The sequence below is a fragment of the Liquorilactobacillus sucicola DSM 21376 = JCM 15457 genome (genome assembly GCF_000612445.1).
In the GTDB taxonomy this organism is placed as follows: Bacteria; Bacillota; Bacilli; order Lactobacillales; family Lactobacillaceae; genus Liquorilactobacillus; species Liquorilactobacillus sucicola.
Genome location: NZ_BALC01000003.1, coordinates 358,387 through 376,241, shown reverse-complemented (window position 1 = coordinate 376,241; position 17,855 = coordinate 358,387). Strand labels below are relative to the sequence as shown.

Here is a 17,855-nt window from a genome sequence, read left to right as displayed (position 1 = left end):
CTATTTGTTTTTTGATACAGGTTATTATTAATTTAAAACAGTTTCTGTAATAAAATACAATTCGTCCTCTGACACCTTGATTTTTAATGAACCAATACTTGTATGGAGAGTTTCCTCCACTAACGGCAATGTCTCCTTAACTTCCGGGCTAGGTTCTTCCGTATATTTCACCTCATTTTTCCTTAAAACACGTTCAAGAGCAAACGCAGTATGCACAATGCATTTTATTTGACGACTGTTGGAAAAATCTTTTTGCAGTTTGTTTTGCAATTTATTAATCCAATTGACTAACATCTGACAAACTAAAAATGGATTGAGATAAACTAGATGTGTTCGTAAAACATCCTCGCACATATTTGATACGACAATATTTTTATCAATTACAGCTTCTGGAAGTTTTATATTTGAGTCTAATAGTGCAATCAGCCTTTGTTCGCCGTTTCCAGCAATCAAGTCTTCCAACGAGATGTAAGGAATCGCTATGCTTGGCTGCTTCGTTCCAACAGCTGCAATTATTTCATAATCATTAGCGATTTGAGGGATTTCAACAGCCATCTTGAGCGCTGAGATAGTAAAAATCTTGATCTCTTCCTGTGTTGTTTTGGATACGATTTCATTAATTATCTGCTCTAATTTTTTAGCAGTGCCACTTCCTGTCATACAGATCGAAACAATTGCCTTCTTTTGTCCAGTGGTGTCTGCTGCCATGCGGCCTACCATTTGAGCAATGTCTCTTTTAAGAGACACATAGATCGTCCCTAGATCCATATCTAGATAATTTACCTTGCGGACAGCATCCAGTACAAGTGATGTTGTGACATTAGGAACTGTCCTCAACTGCACACCTGTTATCTTCTCTAGTTTGTGACTAAACATCGCTAACGAGCCCATGTCGACCAGCAACAAAACACCTTTACCTTGATCAAGTTTTTTAGTTAGCTTTGCAAGGCTGTCCAGTATCTCAGAAGGTGAAACTGTTAGCGGCATATCTAATGCTGCCACATTAGCATCGCCTAAAAGATCAGTGGCGACTTTTACCATTGATGAAGCAGTTGCATTCCCATGTGCTGCTACTAAAATACCAACTTTTTTGCCTTCAGACATTGATTTGATCGAGGTCAAGAGCATTGTGAGATACAAAACTTCCATATCAGGCATCATGATATCAAATGTTTCGCCGATTTTCTTTTGAAAAATCTGTGCTACATGATACTCCTGTTCATGTGTATTCTTAATTTTCTTGACTTCATTTTTCATGAGAAGATCTGTTTTATTACCACGCTTGAAAAAGGCATCGATATGCATACTGAGATAATAAACAAAACGCCGGTCAAACTGGCAGTGCAACTGTTCTTCTGCAATTTCTTTCAAGTGTTCAACAAATTGCGGAATTCGGCTATCCACAAATTTAGCTAAGTTGTCATCACTGACATTTTGCTTAAAAAAATTCTTAATGTGCAGATGCATATCAACCATAATATACTGTTGAATATCACTTTCTGGAACACCTTCTGCAGCTAGTGCTTTTACCTTATTCTCAATCAATTCATAAATGTTATCCTTCTCGTCCGCCTGCAGTGTCTTATCCACATAGAAAATCGTATTGGTATCTAAATACTCAGATATATCAGTCCTTCTGCGTTCGCTGGCTGAATTTGAAAGCCAGACCTGCCGCAAGCCTTCTGGAAGATCGCGTAATTGAACACTGACCTCGTCTTGAGAATTTATATTATTAAGAAAAGCCTGTGCACAAGTCAGCTGCACTTGCGATTTTAATTGACCGACATTTCCATAGTTGACCTCCGTCAATAAAGCTATAAAGACATCGATTTTGACATTTAAATTCTTTTTAATCCGTTCAGCTTCCCTTTGAAAAAGGAATTTAGCAAGCTCGACCCTCTCGCTCAGTGGTCTTTCTTCTAAGGCCGGAATTGAAATAGTCATCGGAATTCTTCGTAAAAAAGTTTTCAGCATTGAAGAATTAGGGTCCTCTGTCGTCGCACAAATTATTAGAACATTTGCCTTACGTCGTTTCTGATTCTCGCCTAACCTATTAAAAGTTCCATTATCGATGAAATAAAATAGCATTTCTTGGCCTTCTGGTGGAAGGCGATGAACTTCATCAAGCAGTAAGACACCATTATCAGCTTGTTCAACCAGACCTTCTTCATCTTCAGCTGCCCCAGTGTATGCTCCCTTCGCATGGCCAAACAGTGTTGACAGTAATAGTTGCGGATTGTTGTAGTAATCTGCACAATTGAAAGAAATAAGGGGCGCATCCTTCTTCAGAATTTTTTTGTATCTAGCATACTCATATATCTTATTTGCAAAATAAGTTTTCCCTGTTCCTGTTTGGCCCAACAGCATCATGTGCAAGCCATGAGGCGGATACATAATAGCTGCCTCCGCTTGTGAGGTCGCTTTGCGCAAGCTCCCCTTGTAGCCTATCATTTGCAGCAACGGATTTTTTTGCTGTTTTTCTTGAAACTGTGGACTACTTGCAGATTTATCGCTCTTTGAATCATCCGTACTCGTTGCCTTCTTATCCTGACTTCGAACTAACTGACTCAAATTTGGAGTTTCAAAATAGGCAAACTTTTGAATAGCCAGCCTTTCCTGTACGATTTCAACAGGGATATAATGTACCGGGAAAGTTTTGACCTTTAAAACTTTCCCCGCCCTTACCAATCGGTTCAATTCAAGAGAAACATTGGAACGAGTCAATCCTAAACCCTTTGCAAGTTCCGTCGCTGAGCTCCCCTGCTGTTCCAATATCTCTTTCTCGTCCGAATGCCGCCAAACATCAAAAAGATGATTGTATACTTTCTCAATCCTTTTCAATTTTTACACCTCTTTTTCACTTAACCATCTCCAATTTGTTTCGAATTCGTTTTAGATTTTCAATATGCCATGGGGTTCGATTTAATTTTGGCAGGTTCATTTTTAAAACTATTTTATTTCCGTCCTTCATTTTCTCATTTGTTTCGATGATCAACTGGGTTGACATCAATTTATCCTTTAAATACATTCGTTGAATTTGCTGTTTAGTTAGGAAAAAATCCTTAGAAAAAGTATCGAAACTACTCTGGTATTGCGCTGCAAAAAAGAAAGCGGAGCTCACATAGATACAATTCATCTTCGGCGCTGATTTGACGGTGTTTATTGAAAGCAAAACTTTTCTTTCATCATATGGAGCTCCTGGCACCTTACTTAACATATATTTTTTGAACTTATCTCTATCAATAAAAAGCGACATACGTACTCCCCCTCTAAAACTTTTTATCAGTTTAAGCTTCGGATTTTTTAAACTGATACGAATAAGAACTATAACTAATATGTACTTTATCACAATTAACCGCTTTATTAAAAAACCGGTTCATTTTTTTCACAGATACAGCAAAAAAGCAGACCAACTTGCCTTGTATCTTGAAATCAGTTAAACCCGATTTCAAAGACTCAGCAATAGTGTCTGCATCTCCAAAATAACTATATTTTAATTTGAACAACTTTTCATTCAGCAATTCATTTTTTGCTTTTCTTAGAGTCCTTAATAACCTTCAATGCAGTTTTACGCGTTTTGATGTTAGGGCTCTTCAAATAACGGTAGGCACTGCTGAGGTCCATTTCCTTGGCCATTTATGTTTTCCTCCATTACCAGCTGGCTTTACGTACACCAGGTATTTGACCCTTATGTGCTAATTCACGAAATCTTAAACGCGACATCCCAAATTTGCGCATATATGCATGCGGACGCCCATCAAACTTATCGCGATTATGCAACCGAGTCGGTGAAGCGTTTCGCGGTAGTAGCTCAAGGCCTGGTAGTCATGTGCCTTTTTCAAAGCCAATCTTTTCTCTTCATACTTCCTAACCGTTAGTTCTATTTTCTTTGCTTTTTCAATTTTTGATTTTTTTGCCATTATTTTACCTCTGTAAACCAAATTTTCTTCTTCAACTTAGGAGAATATTTAAGCAACTTTAATCTTTCTGGTGTATTACGTGTATTTTTAGATGTCAGATATAATCGTTCTCTTGTCTGTGCATTACCTAGCACAATGTTCTTACGCATAACTTTCTCTCCCTTAGTTTACTTTCTTACCTTTATAAAAACCTTTAGCTGAAACACGATGTCCTACAACATACTCGCCTAATTCTGGATTCCAATAAACAGCGGGTCCTTTTATTTTATGTTGGGCACGTCGTTTGTTTTTGCGGCTTTTAGATGTTTTTCTTGCTGGAACTGCCACAATATCCCCTCCTAAAAAGTAATGGTTACTATTTGTATAATAAAGCTTTTCAGCCTAAATGTAAAGAGTAATTATAACCATTTTCCAAAAAATGTGTTAATAGCCTTCTAGCACTTAGCTTGGCCAAGAGGTTTGACTGTTGAACCATCTTGATTCACACAATCCAAAAAGGAAGCTGGGTTAAAATTTAACTTTTAACCCAGCTTCTCTATTTATTCCATATGCACGTGTTTCATAAGTCAAAATTCTTCGTCTACCTCGAATTGCTCATAACAAAACATTCGTTATGTGCGTAATTTCGTGCTAGCACTCAAATTTACCGACTTTGTGCTGCTTTCGCAGTGCACCTTTAGCAAAAAATAATTTTCAAAACTTTCTGCTAGATACTATTCAATTAGTTAAAAATTGCTTTGGAAATTGCAGCAGCAACAATTGCTCCTAAAATTGGAGCAACAATTGGGACCCAGCTGTAACTAAACTGCGAACTTCCCTTGTGTTCAAATGGCAGAACTGCATGCAGCAGTCTCGGACCAATATCACGTGCTGGATTTAGTGCAGGTCCTGTTGGCCCACCGAAAGAAATAACCAGACACATTACTAAAAAACCTAAACCTATAAAATCTGCTCGTGCATCAACTTTATCTGCAGTTATGCTCAATGCTCCGAACACCAGAAGAAAAGTTCCGATAAATTCATTTACAAAACCATTAAACTTGCTGTTAACAGCATCAATTGTCGCAAATGTTCCTAAAATAGCTTCTGGGTTTGTCGTTTTTGCATAATATGGCTTATATGCAATAACAATCATCAATTGACCAAAAATAGCTCCTAAAAGTTGTGCAACAAGATATGGCACTACTTCGCTCCACGGGAAACTCCCCGTAACGGCTAGGGCAACTGTAAAGGCAGGATTTATCTGTGCTCCTGAAACCGTTGCGAACATTAAAGCTGGAATCATGACTCCTATTCCATAACCAAAACCAATTAGGACCCAGCCACCATGGAATCCTTTTGTTCCCTTTAATTCAACGTTTGCAACAGATCCATTACCAAGAGCAACCATAATCGCTGTACCAAAAAATTCTGCCAAACACCGCGTTAACAATGAATAATCCATTTGCCTTTATCCCACCAACACTTTCTTCTTAGTATTTTCAGAAAGTACTTCATTCATTCTTCCACTTTCGAAGCCGCTGAGATCGAGTGTTACAAATTCATAACCCAATTTCAACAGTTTATTATTAATTTTTTCTCTTAATGACATAAATCCAGCAAATGAATCTGTTGGTACTTCCACACGTGCAACAGTCCCATGAACTCTAACACGTACCGTTGAAAAACCTAAACCTCGCAAATACGCCTCAGCATCCATGACTCTAGCAATTTTTTTGCTATCCAATTTTGTATAATATGGGAAGCGCGAGGAAACTGAACAAGAGGCAACCTTATTCCAATTATTTAAGCCTAATTTTTTGGCAATTTTACGCACATCTGTTTTATAAATATCCGCTTTTTGCAAAACCGATACCGCTTTAGCTTCATCCCTAGCTCTTAATCCAGGACGAAAATCAGTATTATCGTCCATAATCATCCCATCTAAAACTGCATCTGCATTAAAATCAGCTGCAACTTTATTAAGTGCGCTATAAAACATTTTTTTCATATAGTACCAAGATTGAGGTGTGTTGTTGCTGATGTTCTCATCAGCTAAATAGTCTAGTTCAATCCCATTAACTTGAACGTCCAATTCTTGTGCCAAAGCAATAGCCTTGTTATATTCCTCGTCAGTAAAAAGTTCTGAATTTGCAACAATCGCCAATACATTTTTCTTACCTAAAATATCAGCTGCTTCTTTCAACACAAGGGTAGAGTCAATTCCACCAGAAAAACCCACAACCACTTTGTTATAACCAGCTAAAATATTTTGTAATTTATCTTCTTTTTCCATGAAAGTTTCCATCGTACTATTCCCCTTTATTTTCAATTTCCTGCAAGGCAGCTAACCTTATCTTCTCAGGCTCTTCTGCAGTCTTCTGTGAACATTTCATTAGATCATCATATTCTACAGAAAATTTTTTTACCCCATGATAAGTTAATTCTTTTACTCCTACTTCTCCATATGGCGTTTTGACCTTTTTCAACTTTCTTTCCATAATTTCACGCTGTAATGGATGTACCCGCAACCCAATCGCTGAGGTGTGTTGGAACAAAAAACTAGCGAACAATTCTTGCTGCGTAGTCGCTGTCAATAAACATAATTTATAGCTGGCCTGCCTTTTTTCATTATGATTGGCTCCGCCCAAGCATCTTTTGCCCCCAACTCAAGTGCACCCTTGATCGCTGCTGCCAGTTGTTGCCCAGTAGCGTCGTCTAAATTTGTTTCCAAACACAGTACATGGTCATCTGTCTTCGCTATTTCCTGCTGACTCAACTTTGAATTATACAAACTAGCCCTCAAAGCATTCAGGCTGCCCGTATCACGCTTTCCAAAACCATACCCAGTATTTTCAAGGACACCTGTTGCAGTAGAACTATTGAATTCATTCCCCAAGCACTTCACAAGTGCCATTCCTGTCGGTGTTATTAATTCGGTATGAACATCAAAACGCTTCTGAATAGGAATTGCTGTGTTTAATTGCATTTGTAATACGGCAGGCACAGGAACCGGGACGATTCCATGTGCGATTTTGATTGTTCCAACTCCATCAGCTAAATTGTTGATAACGCATCTGTCGATATGCAGCATTTCAACAGCAATAGCAGCCCCGACGATATCAACTATCGAGTCTAAAGCTCCCACCTCATGAAAGTGAATATCCGCCAATTCTTTGCCATGTACTTTAGCTTCTGCCCGTGCGATCTGCTCAAACATATCAATAGATCTTTTTTTGATAGTTTCTTTCAAATCACTCTTTGATATCAAATGTCTGATCATCATGAAGTTGCGTCCATGGTGATGGTGTTCATGCTCAGAGAAGCCTTGATCTTTAGGTGCATTCCCTTCTAAAACAACATCAAAATCAGTTCCCGTGATACTTGAACGTGCTGTTCTTTGAACTGTTATTCGATATCCCGCAACTTTCAATTTGCTCAACTGTTTTTCAAATTCATCTCGCTCTAGACCTAGGTCGAACATTGCACCTAAGAACATGTCGCCGCTGATCCCAGAAAAAGCATCTAAAACTAAAGTTTTCATATGTGCCCCTTATCTATCAGCCGATTGATCATACTTGCATTGTAGGCAGCCCCAAAGCCATTATCTATATTGACGACACTAATACCTGCAGCACAGCTATTCAACATCGTAAGCAGTGGTGTCATTCCACCAAGATTACTGCCATAACCAACGCTCGTTGGTACTGCTATTACTGGATGATCAACCAATCCGCCAACTACACTAGGTAGTGCGCCTTCCATTCCGGCTATCACAATTACCACATTAGCCTGTCTGATAACATCAATCTTGGCGAACAAGCGGTGTATTCCTGCAACGCCAACATCATATATTCGTGTAACATGATTTCCAAAAATTTCGGCAGTGACAGCTGCTTCTTCGGCTATTCTTATATCAGATGTTCCAGCAGTAACAATCGCAATATTTCCAACACTCGCTGTCTTCTCATCAACAGTCGTCAATGTCTGTGATACAGCATCATACTTTAAAGAGGGCAACTCCTGTAAAACTGCTGTTGCCTTGTCTTGCTCCACTCGCGTTGCTAGGATCGCCTTTTGGTGACCTTTCATAACTTTGATAATGCCACTAATTTGTTCTGCCGTTTTGCCTGCACCGTAGATAACTTCTGGATACCCCGTCCTTCGAACTCGCGCAGTATCGATTTTGGCATAATTCAACTCTTCAAAATTATCCTTACTCAAACTTTCAATTGCTGCTTCCGGAGTTAAAGTCTGCTGTGCAACATTCTGCAGGAGCTTCAATAATTGTTGTTGTTCCATTTTACTTGTCCATCACAACAACACCAAGTCCATCAGGAATCACTGTTACTTTAGCATCGCTGCCTTCACGCTCGAAAGCCATTTCCATAGCCTGATCAATCGTGGTTGCTAACTTCATATGCATATTCGTTACAAGCTTAGGATCAACCAGGTCAGAAACCATAATGACATAATGGTTTGTCAAAATTCTTGCAAGTATTTGCGAGGTCCATTGATCCGGAACTGTTTCAAGTCGCGGTGTATTTACTGCCGCATCTAAGAATTCTTTAGGATCCTTGACATCTGCCAGATTATGATAGAACCCTTCACCACCATGACCATCGCGACAGCCAGCAACCATGACGATCGTCCCATTCGGTTTATTTGTCGCCTCTGCAGCAGTCATTCCCTTGACCGCTTGATAAATATTTTGGTCAAGTGGGAACCCACCATTAGTTGAGATTGCGATATCACTCTTAATTGCCTTTACACCAGCGAGTTCCCCCACAAAATCGGTTCCTTTTTTGTGCGCTTTTTCTAAATCACCTGCAAAAGAACCAATAATGTGCTTATCTTCATCTAAAACAACATTCAAAATAAACTTTAATCCAGCTGTCTTAGCAGCATACACCATGTCTTCATGTATCAAGTTATGGTGTAGGTTTCCAGTTCTAGAATGCACATCATTAATGAATTCACCTGAATGATTTGCCATAATTGTCTTGTATGAAGAAATACCGGGTAAAACTGATTTGCGTCCACCAGAGAAACCTGCGAAGAAATGTGATTCGATAAAACCTTCTGAAATAAGCAGATCAGCTTCTTCAGCAACTTTATTGATTATCAGATCCCCCCTGACGGAAGTTTGCCAATTTTTACCATATCCTCATCTTTTTGAGACATATGCATTACAATCTCTTCATTTGCAACAATTTCTTCTCCATACTTATTCACTAACTCTTCATGTGTTGATGGACGATGAAACCCTGTCGCTACCAAAATACGGATTCGCGCTGTTGGAGCTGCGGCACGCAAGCGGCGCAGCAAAATTGGTGTTATGATATGCGAAGGTACGGGCCGTGTGTGGTCCGAACTGATAATCACAATGTTCTTTTTACCCTGCGCTAAGCTTTCAAGTGTGGGACTGCCAATTGGAGCATCTAATGACTTTTCAACCAATTCTTTTTCTGAAAAGTCAGCCTTATAGGTTGCTGCTTTTGATACAAGAGAGCCAGCAAAATTTTTGTCTTTAATTTTAGCTGTAACATACCCTCGATCATATGGAAGATTAATCTCTACCACAAGTATTCATCCTCTTTCATTTGATTTTGCTAACAGCAAGTATCATAAGCCTTCATTTTTGAACTTTCGTTGACAATCATTCCTATTAAAGTTCATAATCAATAACATGTATCGAAGGCCATTGACATTTGTTAATGCAAAAAGATGTTAAGAGAGGAATATATAACTAAGAAAAACGTATAACTATTTTGAAAAGTGAGAAAAGAGGTTATTTTTTGCCAAACAAAGATATAAATTACCTAGTAAATTTTCTGAAAAGCAAACAAATTTCAACGATCACTAAGGGCTATCATACCTATCTGACTTTTCATGGTCTGAAAGCCGCCAGTGTTTTCATTTTAAAAGAAGGTATCATCAAGACTTCGGTTATCCTGCAGGATGGTCGCGAGTTCAACATCTCTTACATTAATCAGCCGGATGTGATCTCACTACTACATGATGAATCTCTCCAATATGATGAACAGCCCTTCAATGTGAGAATCGAATCTGATGAAGCGACATTTTATCAAATAAATCGGGTCAAGTTTTGGCAATATGTTAATTCAAATCTGCGTTTGCAAAACTATGTCAAACAATACTATCGTCATCGTCTTTCTGAAAATTCATCACGTTTGCAGCGCTTGACAATGAATGGCAAGCTTGGAGCTTTAGCCAGTTTCCTGCGTGATATGGCTTTTAAGTTTGGAAAGCCTCTGGCGAACAGCTCAAAAATCATAATTGATTTCAATGTTACCAACGAAGATATTGCAGGTTTTTGCGGTATCGCTAATCATACAAGTGTTAGCCGAATGATGCGCAAGTTAAAAGATGAAGAAGTTATCGAATTTGGCAGCGGCCCAGCAAATAACCGTCGCATTATTATTAGCAATGTTCAGAAATTAGATGATTATATTGCGTACTAAAAAACTTAGGGTTTCAACTGACCAGCTGCAGCTGGAGTTGAAACCCTAAGCTTTTTTTCTTGTAAACTAAATTTTAATTAATACAGAAATTATTTTAACTTAGCAATCGTTTCTTTCAACAGTACGGCCTGATATTCGGCTGCAAATTTTTGACCCAATTCACCTTGCCGCTTTTTATCGGTCATCAAACTTGGATCTTTCATGATTGCTTCTTTCATTTTGCTTCCAACATAGGCTGTTGCTTGTTTTTTTGCTTGTGCTTGGAAGCTTTGACTAGACATCTGCTTTCTTAATTCCTTAGCTTGGGTTGTGGATAAAACAAACCATTCGTTTGGAATATAGAAATGATTCGTACTTTTTACCAGTTTGTTATTATTGTCCGCGATACCAAACCAAAATTTGTACGCATCGGACTTATATTGCCAACGAACCTCTGTTTTTCTTACATATGCTTTGTTGCTTTTTATGCGTGAAAGCTTGTTATTGGTGTATTCATTTGCTTTCGTGTGGCTCACTTTTTTTGCATTTGCCTTCTTAGTATAAATATAAACATTTTCTTTTCCAGCCGTTCCAATCGGCTGAAAGAGGATCATTTTCATCTTTCCAGTCGTATCTGCTGAATAAATCTGTTTTGAACTAGTTGTCGTAACTTTATGCATCCCAAAGTGCTCGTAGTAGTTGCCGACGATTCCAGCGATCGAGCCCAATAAGATAGCACCTGCAACAACCGTGCAAATTAATCTAGGAAGTAATCTTTCGATATAGATGAAACTTGCAAAAATAGCAATTGCACCGATAACCAATGTAACAACGACCATTAAGCTTTCCCCCCTTCATCATCCTCTAAACTTTTATTAATCATTTTGCTTTTATCACTCAAAAAGAATGCCAATCCGAAACCAACTACACTAAAACCGACTGCGATCCAAAAAGCTGCATGATAACCTGTCATTGTTGCTTGAATCGCCTTAAGTTTGTATTCTAACGGTTCTGAATGTAGTAAATGTTTGCCAGGCATCTGCCTTTAGTTGTGTTTGATAAAACTGAAACCAAAATCGCCGTTCCAATCGAACTAGCAACTTGCCGGACCGTATTATTAACGGCTGTCCCATGTGATATCAGTTGAAGTGGTAAAGCATTCATCCCAGCCGTTGTTGCCGGCATCATGACCATCGAAATACCAAACATCCTAAGTGCGTACAGTAAGACAATGTACAATACCGGTGTCTGCTTCGTGATCATAACAAAAGGTATCGTTCCGACAGTTAGAAGAAAGAGTCCTAAGATAGCCAATCTGCGCGCACCGATACGATCAAAAGTTTTTCCAGTTATTGGACTCATAACGGCCATCATAAGTGCCCCTGGCAGTAATAGTAAACCTGAATGAAAGGCACTCATGCCATGGATCATTTGCAGATACATTGGAATTATCATCTCAACCCCAACCATGGCAACCATTACTACTGAACTTAGAATCGTTGCGATGGTGAACTCTGCCGATGAAAAAACACGAAGTTCAAGAAATGGTTTGTCTATCTTTAATTGTCGCCAACCAAAGATCACAATAACAATCGCGCCCAATGCAAGAGTTGATAATACTATCGTCGAGGTCCAACCATTGTCCCCGACAGATGAAAAACCATACAGAAGAGACCCAAACCCAACTGTCGAAAGCGTCAATGAGACCCAGTCGAGTTTTGACTTAGTCGTTTTCAACACTGGTTTCATAAAGAAAAATGATAATACGATCACAATTGCAACAATCGGAACAATCATTCCGAACAAATCCCGCCAATGCCATGTATCAATCACAAAACCTGACAAGGTCGGTCCGATTGCAGGTGCAACTCCAATAACAACCCCTGCCATTCCCATTGCGACACCACGCTTGTTTGCAGGAAAGACAGAGAGCATAATATTTTGCAAAAGCGGCATCGAAATACCAACACCCACTGCTTGGATCAAGCGTCCTGCAAGTAGAAACGAAAAAGTCGGGGCTGTCCACGCAATTATTGTTCCAACTTCAAAGATACTCATGGCCACAATGTACAGCCATTTAGTATTAAAACGTGTTGACAACCAAGCTGAGACAGGGATCATTACCCCATTGACCATTAAAAAGCCAGTGGTCAGCCACTGGACAGTAGACGTTGAAACATCGAACGCCTTCATTAAAGTTGGTAAGGCTGTCGCCAGAATCGTTTGGTTCAAAACGGTACAAAAAGTTCCTATCAATAATATGGCTACTAACAAAAAAAGATTATAGCCCTTATTTTTGTTGTCATTTGCTTCAGACATTTTATTCCTTCTTTCACTACTGTATTCAATTATCAAAAGTGCACTTTGCATTATAACTTTTTATAACACTTATGTAAAGTAGGTTTACAATATTATTGTTTTTATTTATAATAGTCTTAAACATCTACCATAGGGAGGTTATTATGGATAAACCAACCAAGCCTACAGAGGTTATCGATTTTTATGACTTCGTACGAAAAATATTAGAAGACAGTAAACTTAATTTAGGTTTTTCTGAATTAGCATCTATTACTGAAGTTCCGCAAAACAAACTGCGTTACTGGAGTCAGAAGGGATATATCCAGCCGTGTTCTGCTGAGAAAAAAAATCAATTTAAATTTGATATAGTTTTCCAAATATATGCTATTAAATTTTTCCAAAATAAGGGTTTTACCCTAGCAGTTGCTGCAAAAAAAGCATCTTATTACTCCCAAACTTTCAAGGATATCAAAAAAGCCACACATGCACGCTTGCAAGAGATAAAGAAAACACCTGAGTATACACTCATTGATTTAGGGCTCTTCGATCCTGAGCCCAGCAAGAATCTTTGCCTTCGTATTGAAGGCAGCCAATCTCGTTTTGAGCTGAACTAAACAAGCATTGCGACAAGACCTTCGAATTCGCTATAAACATGTACTTTCCTAAATATAATCTTCAAGCCATTCTTCGAAGTAAAATCGGTGTTGAAAATACAGTAATATTTGTATTGCAAAACATTGCTAGAGATCTGCAGCAAAATTATCTGTTGTAGATCTCTAGCAATGTTTTGCAATTAATATATTTTGATTCGCCAAACCTATCTAAAAAATCAAATGCTATAAGAAAACTGTTCACTACCGCAACTTTTTTTCTGACCATAATGCGATTGGTGAACAAAACAGTACAAAAGCCGCTGCAAAAATATAAGTTTTGCTGAATGCTTCCGTTATTTTAGTGTTCTTTGTATGCTCAATATGACGCAGTGTTTCTTTTAATTCTTCAGTTTGAGCAACAAGTGCAATAGCCTGTGTTATTTTGGCTTGTCCAGCAGATATTTCGGATACCGCACTCGTTATATGGTGTTGCGCATTCACCATTGAACTTGTAGTTTTTACATCATTTGTCTGCCTTATTCTACTCAATTCATTTATTCTTTCGGCAACTTGTTCCGAAGACTGGCTAAGCTTATGACTACCATCATACATTTTTTTCAAGTATTCATTTTCTACCGGTCGCGGAAGCCGCTCAGTTTTCGTTGCCGCCTCCTTAACATTTCTTCTCAACTCTTGCATCTGTTTCTTGCCCGACTTACTGTTTGTCTGCTCTTTTTGTCGAAAAACTCTTCTAACTTGATTACTTGCAGTACGTTTGACATCTGGTGAAAGTGTCTTTCGACTTATAGTCTGAAGCGCATCTGTTTTTACATTTTGTTTAGCATTATCTAAATGCACATTCAGGATGGTTACAAGAATAGCTATTCCTAAACACATTCCTAACTGTCTGCCAGTATTAACTATTCCCGATCCTAAACCGCTCTTACTTTTAGGGAGTGTTTGATAGCCGATACTATCGACTGATTTGCAAAACCAAATCCCAAACCATGAACTATCAAAAAGATAATCATTATAATTTTCGGTGTGTTGGTTTTAATCAGTGCTAATAATAGCAAACTCAGGCCGACTATCAACATTCCACTGAAATTTACTGCTGCTGCACCGACTTTTGCCGCTAATTTAGTTCCTAACGGCATAGCAACTGCAACTGTCAACGAGACCGGTGCGATAACTAATGCAGCGCTTAAGGCAGAATAATTCAAGACATTTTGCAAAAAATAATTCATTATCAGAGACGGACAGATAAGGGCTATCGCAATTATAAAATAAACTAAACATGAAGCCGTGAACGGAAAAATTTTGAATAATTTTAAATCAATCATTGGAGTTGAAATTCTTTTTTCAATTAATATAAAAACAATGATCATGATTGCCCCACATAACAAGCTCCCGCTAATAACCAGCGAGCTCCAACCATAATCTCGCCCTTTCAATAGCCCAAATGTAATACCAAATAAAGCAAGGGATAAACTCAGAATTCCCAACCAATCGATCTTTTTACTGCTAGTTTCATCGCGCGTTTCTTTTACCAGCACTGAAATCAATAAAAAAGAACTTAGTGCCAAAGGAACATTGAGTCCGAAAATCCAATGCCAACTAAAATAGCGCAAGATAACTCCCCCCAATGGCGGACCACTAGCAGCCGCCAAAGCACTAATTGCCCCAACTGCACTGGTAATTAGTGGAAGTTTTTCTTTACCAAAAATTTCAATTCCCATCGGCAAAACCACAGGTGTAATAATCGCTCCTCCCACTCCTTGCACAAATCGGAAGACACTCAACCAGAATAATGATGGTGCAAACATACATGCTGCGGAAAAACCGCCAAATAAAGTCAATCCCAAAAGCATTAATTTCTTTCTGCCATACTGATCTGCCAGCTTTGCACTCGTAACTGTAAAAATCGCCAATGCTAACACATACGTCGTCACGATCCAACTTGTATCTGTTAAATTTGCACTAAAGTGGTTCATGATACTAGGTAGAGCAATGTTTACAATCGTGCTGTCCAGAATCCCCATAAACATTGCAATTGATAATCCAATAAAACTAATTTTTCTAATTATTTTCTCCATTTTCCCCCTCTTTCTTGTCACACATGTTGCTTTAGGTTACAATTGTGACATCTAAGACTAAGTATAATAAGGAGACAAAAAATATCAATAGTTTTAAGCAATGTGCTACAAAGCTACATGTTTTGTGACAGACAAGGGGGATTACAAAATGAACGGAAAACAAAAAATAGCAGAACAATCGCGCACCTGGTTATGGGAAGGATTTGTACGTTTATTACACCAGCAGAGCTACCAAGACATCACGATTTCGGCGATTGCTGCTGAGGCGCAGCTATCAAGACGAACCTTTTACCGCTCCTTTAAGTGCAAAAGTGATTTAGTCGACTATTACTGCCATGACGCAATCGACCGCTATCTTCGAAGATTAAAGGCTATCGAAATGTCAACATCTTCTTTTGAAAATGTATTAAGAGTTTTTTTTCGATTTTTGGTGGTCAGAAAAAAACACATTGCACTTATTGATTGAAAATGGCTTATTCAGCCGCTTATTGTTCGTTTGGACTCCTGAGTCCTCAAAAATTTACGATATGTTTCAAGTCCCTTGGCATGTTCAAGGGTCACCTTCTGAGATTAATTACATTATGAGCTTTTCAACTGGCGGTTTCTGGAACGTATTGCAGCATTGGCTGACAAAAAAAACACCTGAACCACCTGAAGAGGTCACACAAACTTTATTAAAAGCTTTGAAAAAGATTACCCAAGTCTAATTGCTGAAGCACATTAGTTTATATAAAAAAGGGCTGGATCAAAATAAGGGGTTCTGAGCTAGCCCCCTATGATCTAGTCCCTTGCTGTTTCGTCTAAAAGCATTACATAAATAATTTTTTAGCCATAAATTACGCATGGTCACTGTATCCGCTTCAATATCGTTCATCTGTCACTGCAAAATATCTGTTTTGCGCAGCATTTTAAACTTGTGTTTTTGCTCAAACAATTGCCCTACCTGCAACAGGGTACTTTCATCACCTTTTCGTCCAATAAACTGAATTCCCAGTGGCAATCCTTTTTTAGATATAAACGTCGGTAAACTGATTGCGGGTTGTCCAGTCATATTCGCCTGCTGTGTAAAGGGCGTCAATTTTAAGCTGGCATCGAAAAATTCATAAATCAGATCTAGCCGCTCTTCTTTTCCGAGTTCCGTTACATGACGCATTTTGTCAATACTTTCATCCGTAATTAGTTTCGCATCGATTTTAGGTGCTGTATACGCTGTAGTTGGCGTTAAGTATAAATCATAACTGTCATATAATTGGTCCATTACCGCACTAGCCTCATCCCAAAGGCTCAGTGTTTGACTGTAATCTTTTGCACTCAATAATAGTCCTGCCTGATAAATGACCCAGGTAGTCAGTTCCATGTCATCTACAGTTACCTGCCGACCTAATTGTTTTTCAATTTTTTCAAACATGCTGGCAGTTTCCCCAGAATTAACAATATAGTAACTTCTCATTAGTTCTGGACCATTTAATGGGTTCGTAACCTTCTCTGTTTGAATACCTTGAGCATTCAAAAAATCAACTGCTTCAGAAACAGCCAACTTAGCCTCTTCACTTACCTCTGAGCCGACAGGGGACTCGGTACTATAAGCAACTTTTAAGTTTTTCTTTAAAGGCTGTTCCAAGCGTGCCATAAAACCAGGCTTGATTATTGGCGTTTGAAAGGGTGCCGCCGGCTGGAGAACCTGCAAAGTATCCAATAGAGTAGCTGTATCTCGAATTGACTTAGTTAAACCAAAATTAATGGATGCCCCTTGCCAGCCACGCCAAGAGCCCGGTCCAACAGGAACACGCCCTCTCGTTGCTTTAGGCCAATCAAGCCTGCAAAAGAGGCAGGTATCCTGATAGAACCACCACCGTCATTTCCAGCCGCAAGAGGAACGATTCCGGCAGCAGCTGCACTTGCTGAGCCGCCTGATGAACCACCAGGTGAATATTGAAGATTCCATGGATTGCGTGCTGGCCCATATAAAACTGGGTCAGTAATATTTTTGAATCCGAACTCTGGAATATTGGTTTGACCTATAATGATGAATCCTGCCTGTTCAAGCCGCCTAACAAAATTATCAGTTGTCGCAGCATAATTATTCTGTAGCAGACGTGCCCCATTAGTATCTCGTTCTCCTGCAAGACTTTGTCCCAACCCCTTCAACAGCAAGGGAATACCTGCAAAAGGCTGCCCCTTATCAACAAACTGAGCAGCTTCTTGCAGTGCCCGTTTATCCCTTCGATAAATCACCGCATTCAACTTACAGTTTAGCTTATCTATCTTCTGATAGCTTTGCTTAACAAGTTTTACCCGGTCTAATTTTCCACTACGGATCGCTTCAGACATACCCACTGCATCTAATTCCATAATTATCAGTCCTTTCGCTCTGTTTGAAAGCGTTTGTTTGACAGCTGCTTTGATTTTAATCTTAGTTCATCACATTAAGCAAGGCTAGAGAAGCATCTTGTATAATGCTCTTGTCGAAAAAATCATTGTATCGCATTGCTAATCATAAAAAAG

Annotated in this window: 13 protein-coding genes and 6 pseudogenes; 4 read left to right on the top strand and 15 right to left on the bottom strand. The window is 38.9% G+C overall.

Annotated features, from left to right (window positions below; translation table 11 throughout):
* Positions 1–27: 27 nt before the first annotated feature.
* From JCM15457_RS07105 to larA, 11 genes and pseudogenes are all read right to left on the bottom strand, one after another.
* Positions 28–2,841, bottom strand: coding sequence for a sigma-54-dependent transcriptional regulator (locus JCM15457_RS07105; protein ID WP_034988723.1), 2,814 nt, complete (start codon positions 2,839–2,841; stop codon positions 28–30).
* Between the two features lie 16 nt (positions 2,842–2,857).
* Positions 2,858–3,256: a hypothetical protein gene (locus tag JCM15457_RS07100; RefSeq protein ID WP_034988721.1), complete on the bottom strand. Its 399-nt coding sequence runs from the start codon at positions 3,254–3,256 to the stop codon at positions 2,858–2,860.
* Positions 3,257–3,522: 266 nt separating this feature from the next.
* Positions 3,523–3,636, bottom strand: a complete 114-nt coding sequence (locus JCM15457_RS12155; protein ID WP_161633667.1) for a putative metal homeostasis protein — start codon at positions 3,634–3,636, stop codon at positions 3,523–3,525.
* 15 nt (positions 3,637–3,651) lie between these two features.
* A pseudogene (gene rpsN / locus JCM15457_RS07090) lies at positions 3,652–3,920 on the bottom strand (30S ribosomal protein S14).
* Positions 3,920–4,069 (bottom strand): 50S ribosomal protein L33, encoded by a 150-nt coding sequence (gene rpmG, locus JCM15457_RS07085; protein WP_034988717.1) that lies wholly within the window; start codon positions 4,067–4,069, stop codon positions 3,920–3,922. The pseudogene rpsN and the gene rpmG overlap by 1 nt, the downstream one beginning before the upstream one ends.
* A gap of 13 nt (positions 4,070–4,082) precedes the next feature.
* Positions 4,083–4,247 (bottom strand): 50S ribosomal protein L32, encoded by a 165-nt coding sequence (gene rpmF, locus JCM15457_RS07080; protein WP_034988715.1) that lies wholly within the window; start codon positions 4,245–4,247, stop codon positions 4,083–4,085.
* Between the two features lie 394 nt (positions 4,248–4,641).
* The gene (locus tag JCM15457_RS07075) at positions 4,642–5,364 is read right to left on the bottom strand and encodes an MIP/aquaporin family protein (protein WP_034988713.1); all 723 of its coding nucleotides are present in this window, start codon (positions 5,362–5,364) and stop codon (positions 4,642–4,644) included.
* Positions 5,365–5,370: 6 nt separating this feature from the next.
* Entirely contained in the window at positions 5,371–6,207 is an 837-nt protein-coding gene (gene larE, locus JCM15457_RS07070; RefSeq protein ID WP_034988711.1) for an ATP-dependent sacrificial sulfur transferase LarE, read from the bottom strand.
* Positions 6,208–6,211: 4 nt separating this feature from the next.
* Positions 6,212–7,383 (bottom strand): annotated as a pseudogene (gene larC, locus JCM15457_RS07065) (nickel pincer cofactor biosynthesis protein LarC).
* A 56-nt stretch (positions 7,384–7,439) separates the two neighbouring features.
* Positions 7,440–8,201: a nickel pincer cofactor biosynthesis protein LarB gene (gene larB / locus JCM15457_RS07060; protein ID WP_034988710.1), complete on the bottom strand. Its 762-nt coding sequence runs from the start codon at positions 8,199–8,201 to the stop codon at positions 7,440–7,442.
* Position 8,202: 1 nt separating this feature from the next.
* Positions 8,203–9,482: pseudogene (gene larA / locus JCM15457_RS07055) on the bottom strand (nickel-dependent lactate racemase).
* 215 nt (positions 9,483–9,697) lie between these two features.
* Here larA and JCM15457_RS07050 point away from each other — a divergent pair.
* Positions 9,698–10,384: a Crp/Fnr family transcriptional regulator gene (locus JCM15457_RS07050; RefSeq protein WP_034988708.1), complete on the top strand. Its 687-nt coding sequence runs from the start codon at positions 9,698–9,700 to the stop codon at positions 10,382–10,384.
* An 89-nt stretch (positions 10,385–10,473) separates the two neighbouring features.
* Here JCM15457_RS07050 and JCM15457_RS07045 read toward each other — a convergent pair whose 3' ends face one another.
* The gene (locus tag JCM15457_RS07045; RefSeq protein WP_034988707.1) at positions 10,474–11,202 is read right to left on the bottom strand and encodes a DUF4811 domain-containing protein; all 729 of its coding nucleotides are present in this window, start codon (positions 11,200–11,202) and stop codon (positions 10,474–10,476) included.
* A pseudogene (locus JCM15457_RS07040) lies at positions 11,202–12,682 on the bottom strand (MDR family MFS transporter). The gene JCM15457_RS07045 and the pseudogene JCM15457_RS07040 overlap by 1 nt, the downstream one beginning before the upstream one ends.
* Before the next feature lie 143 nt (positions 12,683–12,825).
* Here JCM15457_RS07040 and JCM15457_RS07035 point away from each other — a divergent pair.
* Positions 12,826–13,275, top strand: coding sequence for a MerR family transcriptional regulator (locus JCM15457_RS07035; RefSeq protein WP_034988706.1), 450 nt, complete (start codon positions 12,826–12,828; stop codon positions 13,273–13,275).
* Between the two features lie 240 nt (positions 13,276–13,515).
* Here the strand turns inward: JCM15457_RS07035 and JCM15457_RS07030 are convergent.
* Positions 13,516–15,350 (bottom strand): annotated as a pseudogene (locus tag JCM15457_RS07030) (MFS transporter).
* A gap of 148 nt (positions 15,351–15,498) precedes the next feature.
* Here JCM15457_RS07030 and JCM15457_RS11690 point away from each other — a divergent pair.
* Together JCM15457_RS11690 and JCM15457_RS11685 are read left to right on the top strand one after the other, a co-directional pair.
* Positions 15,499–15,816 (top strand): TetR/AcrR family transcriptional regulator, encoded by a 318-nt coding sequence (locus JCM15457_RS11690; protein ID WP_051993329.1) that lies wholly within the window; start codon positions 15,499–15,501, stop codon positions 15,814–15,816.
* Positions 15,800–16,057, top strand: coding sequence for a TetR-like C-terminal domain-containing protein (locus JCM15457_RS11685; protein ID WP_152537288.1), 258 nt, complete (start codon positions 15,800–15,802; stop codon positions 16,055–16,057). Before JCM15457_RS11690 ends, JCM15457_RS11685 begins: the two co-directional genes overlap by 17 nt.
* A 170-nt stretch (positions 16,058–16,227) precedes the next feature.
* On the opposite strand, the pseudogene JCM15457_RS07020 reads toward JCM15457_RS11685, so the two are convergent.
* A pseudogene (locus tag JCM15457_RS07020) lies at positions 16,228–17,702 on the bottom strand (amidase).
* Positions 17,703–17,855: the final 153 nt, after the last annotated feature.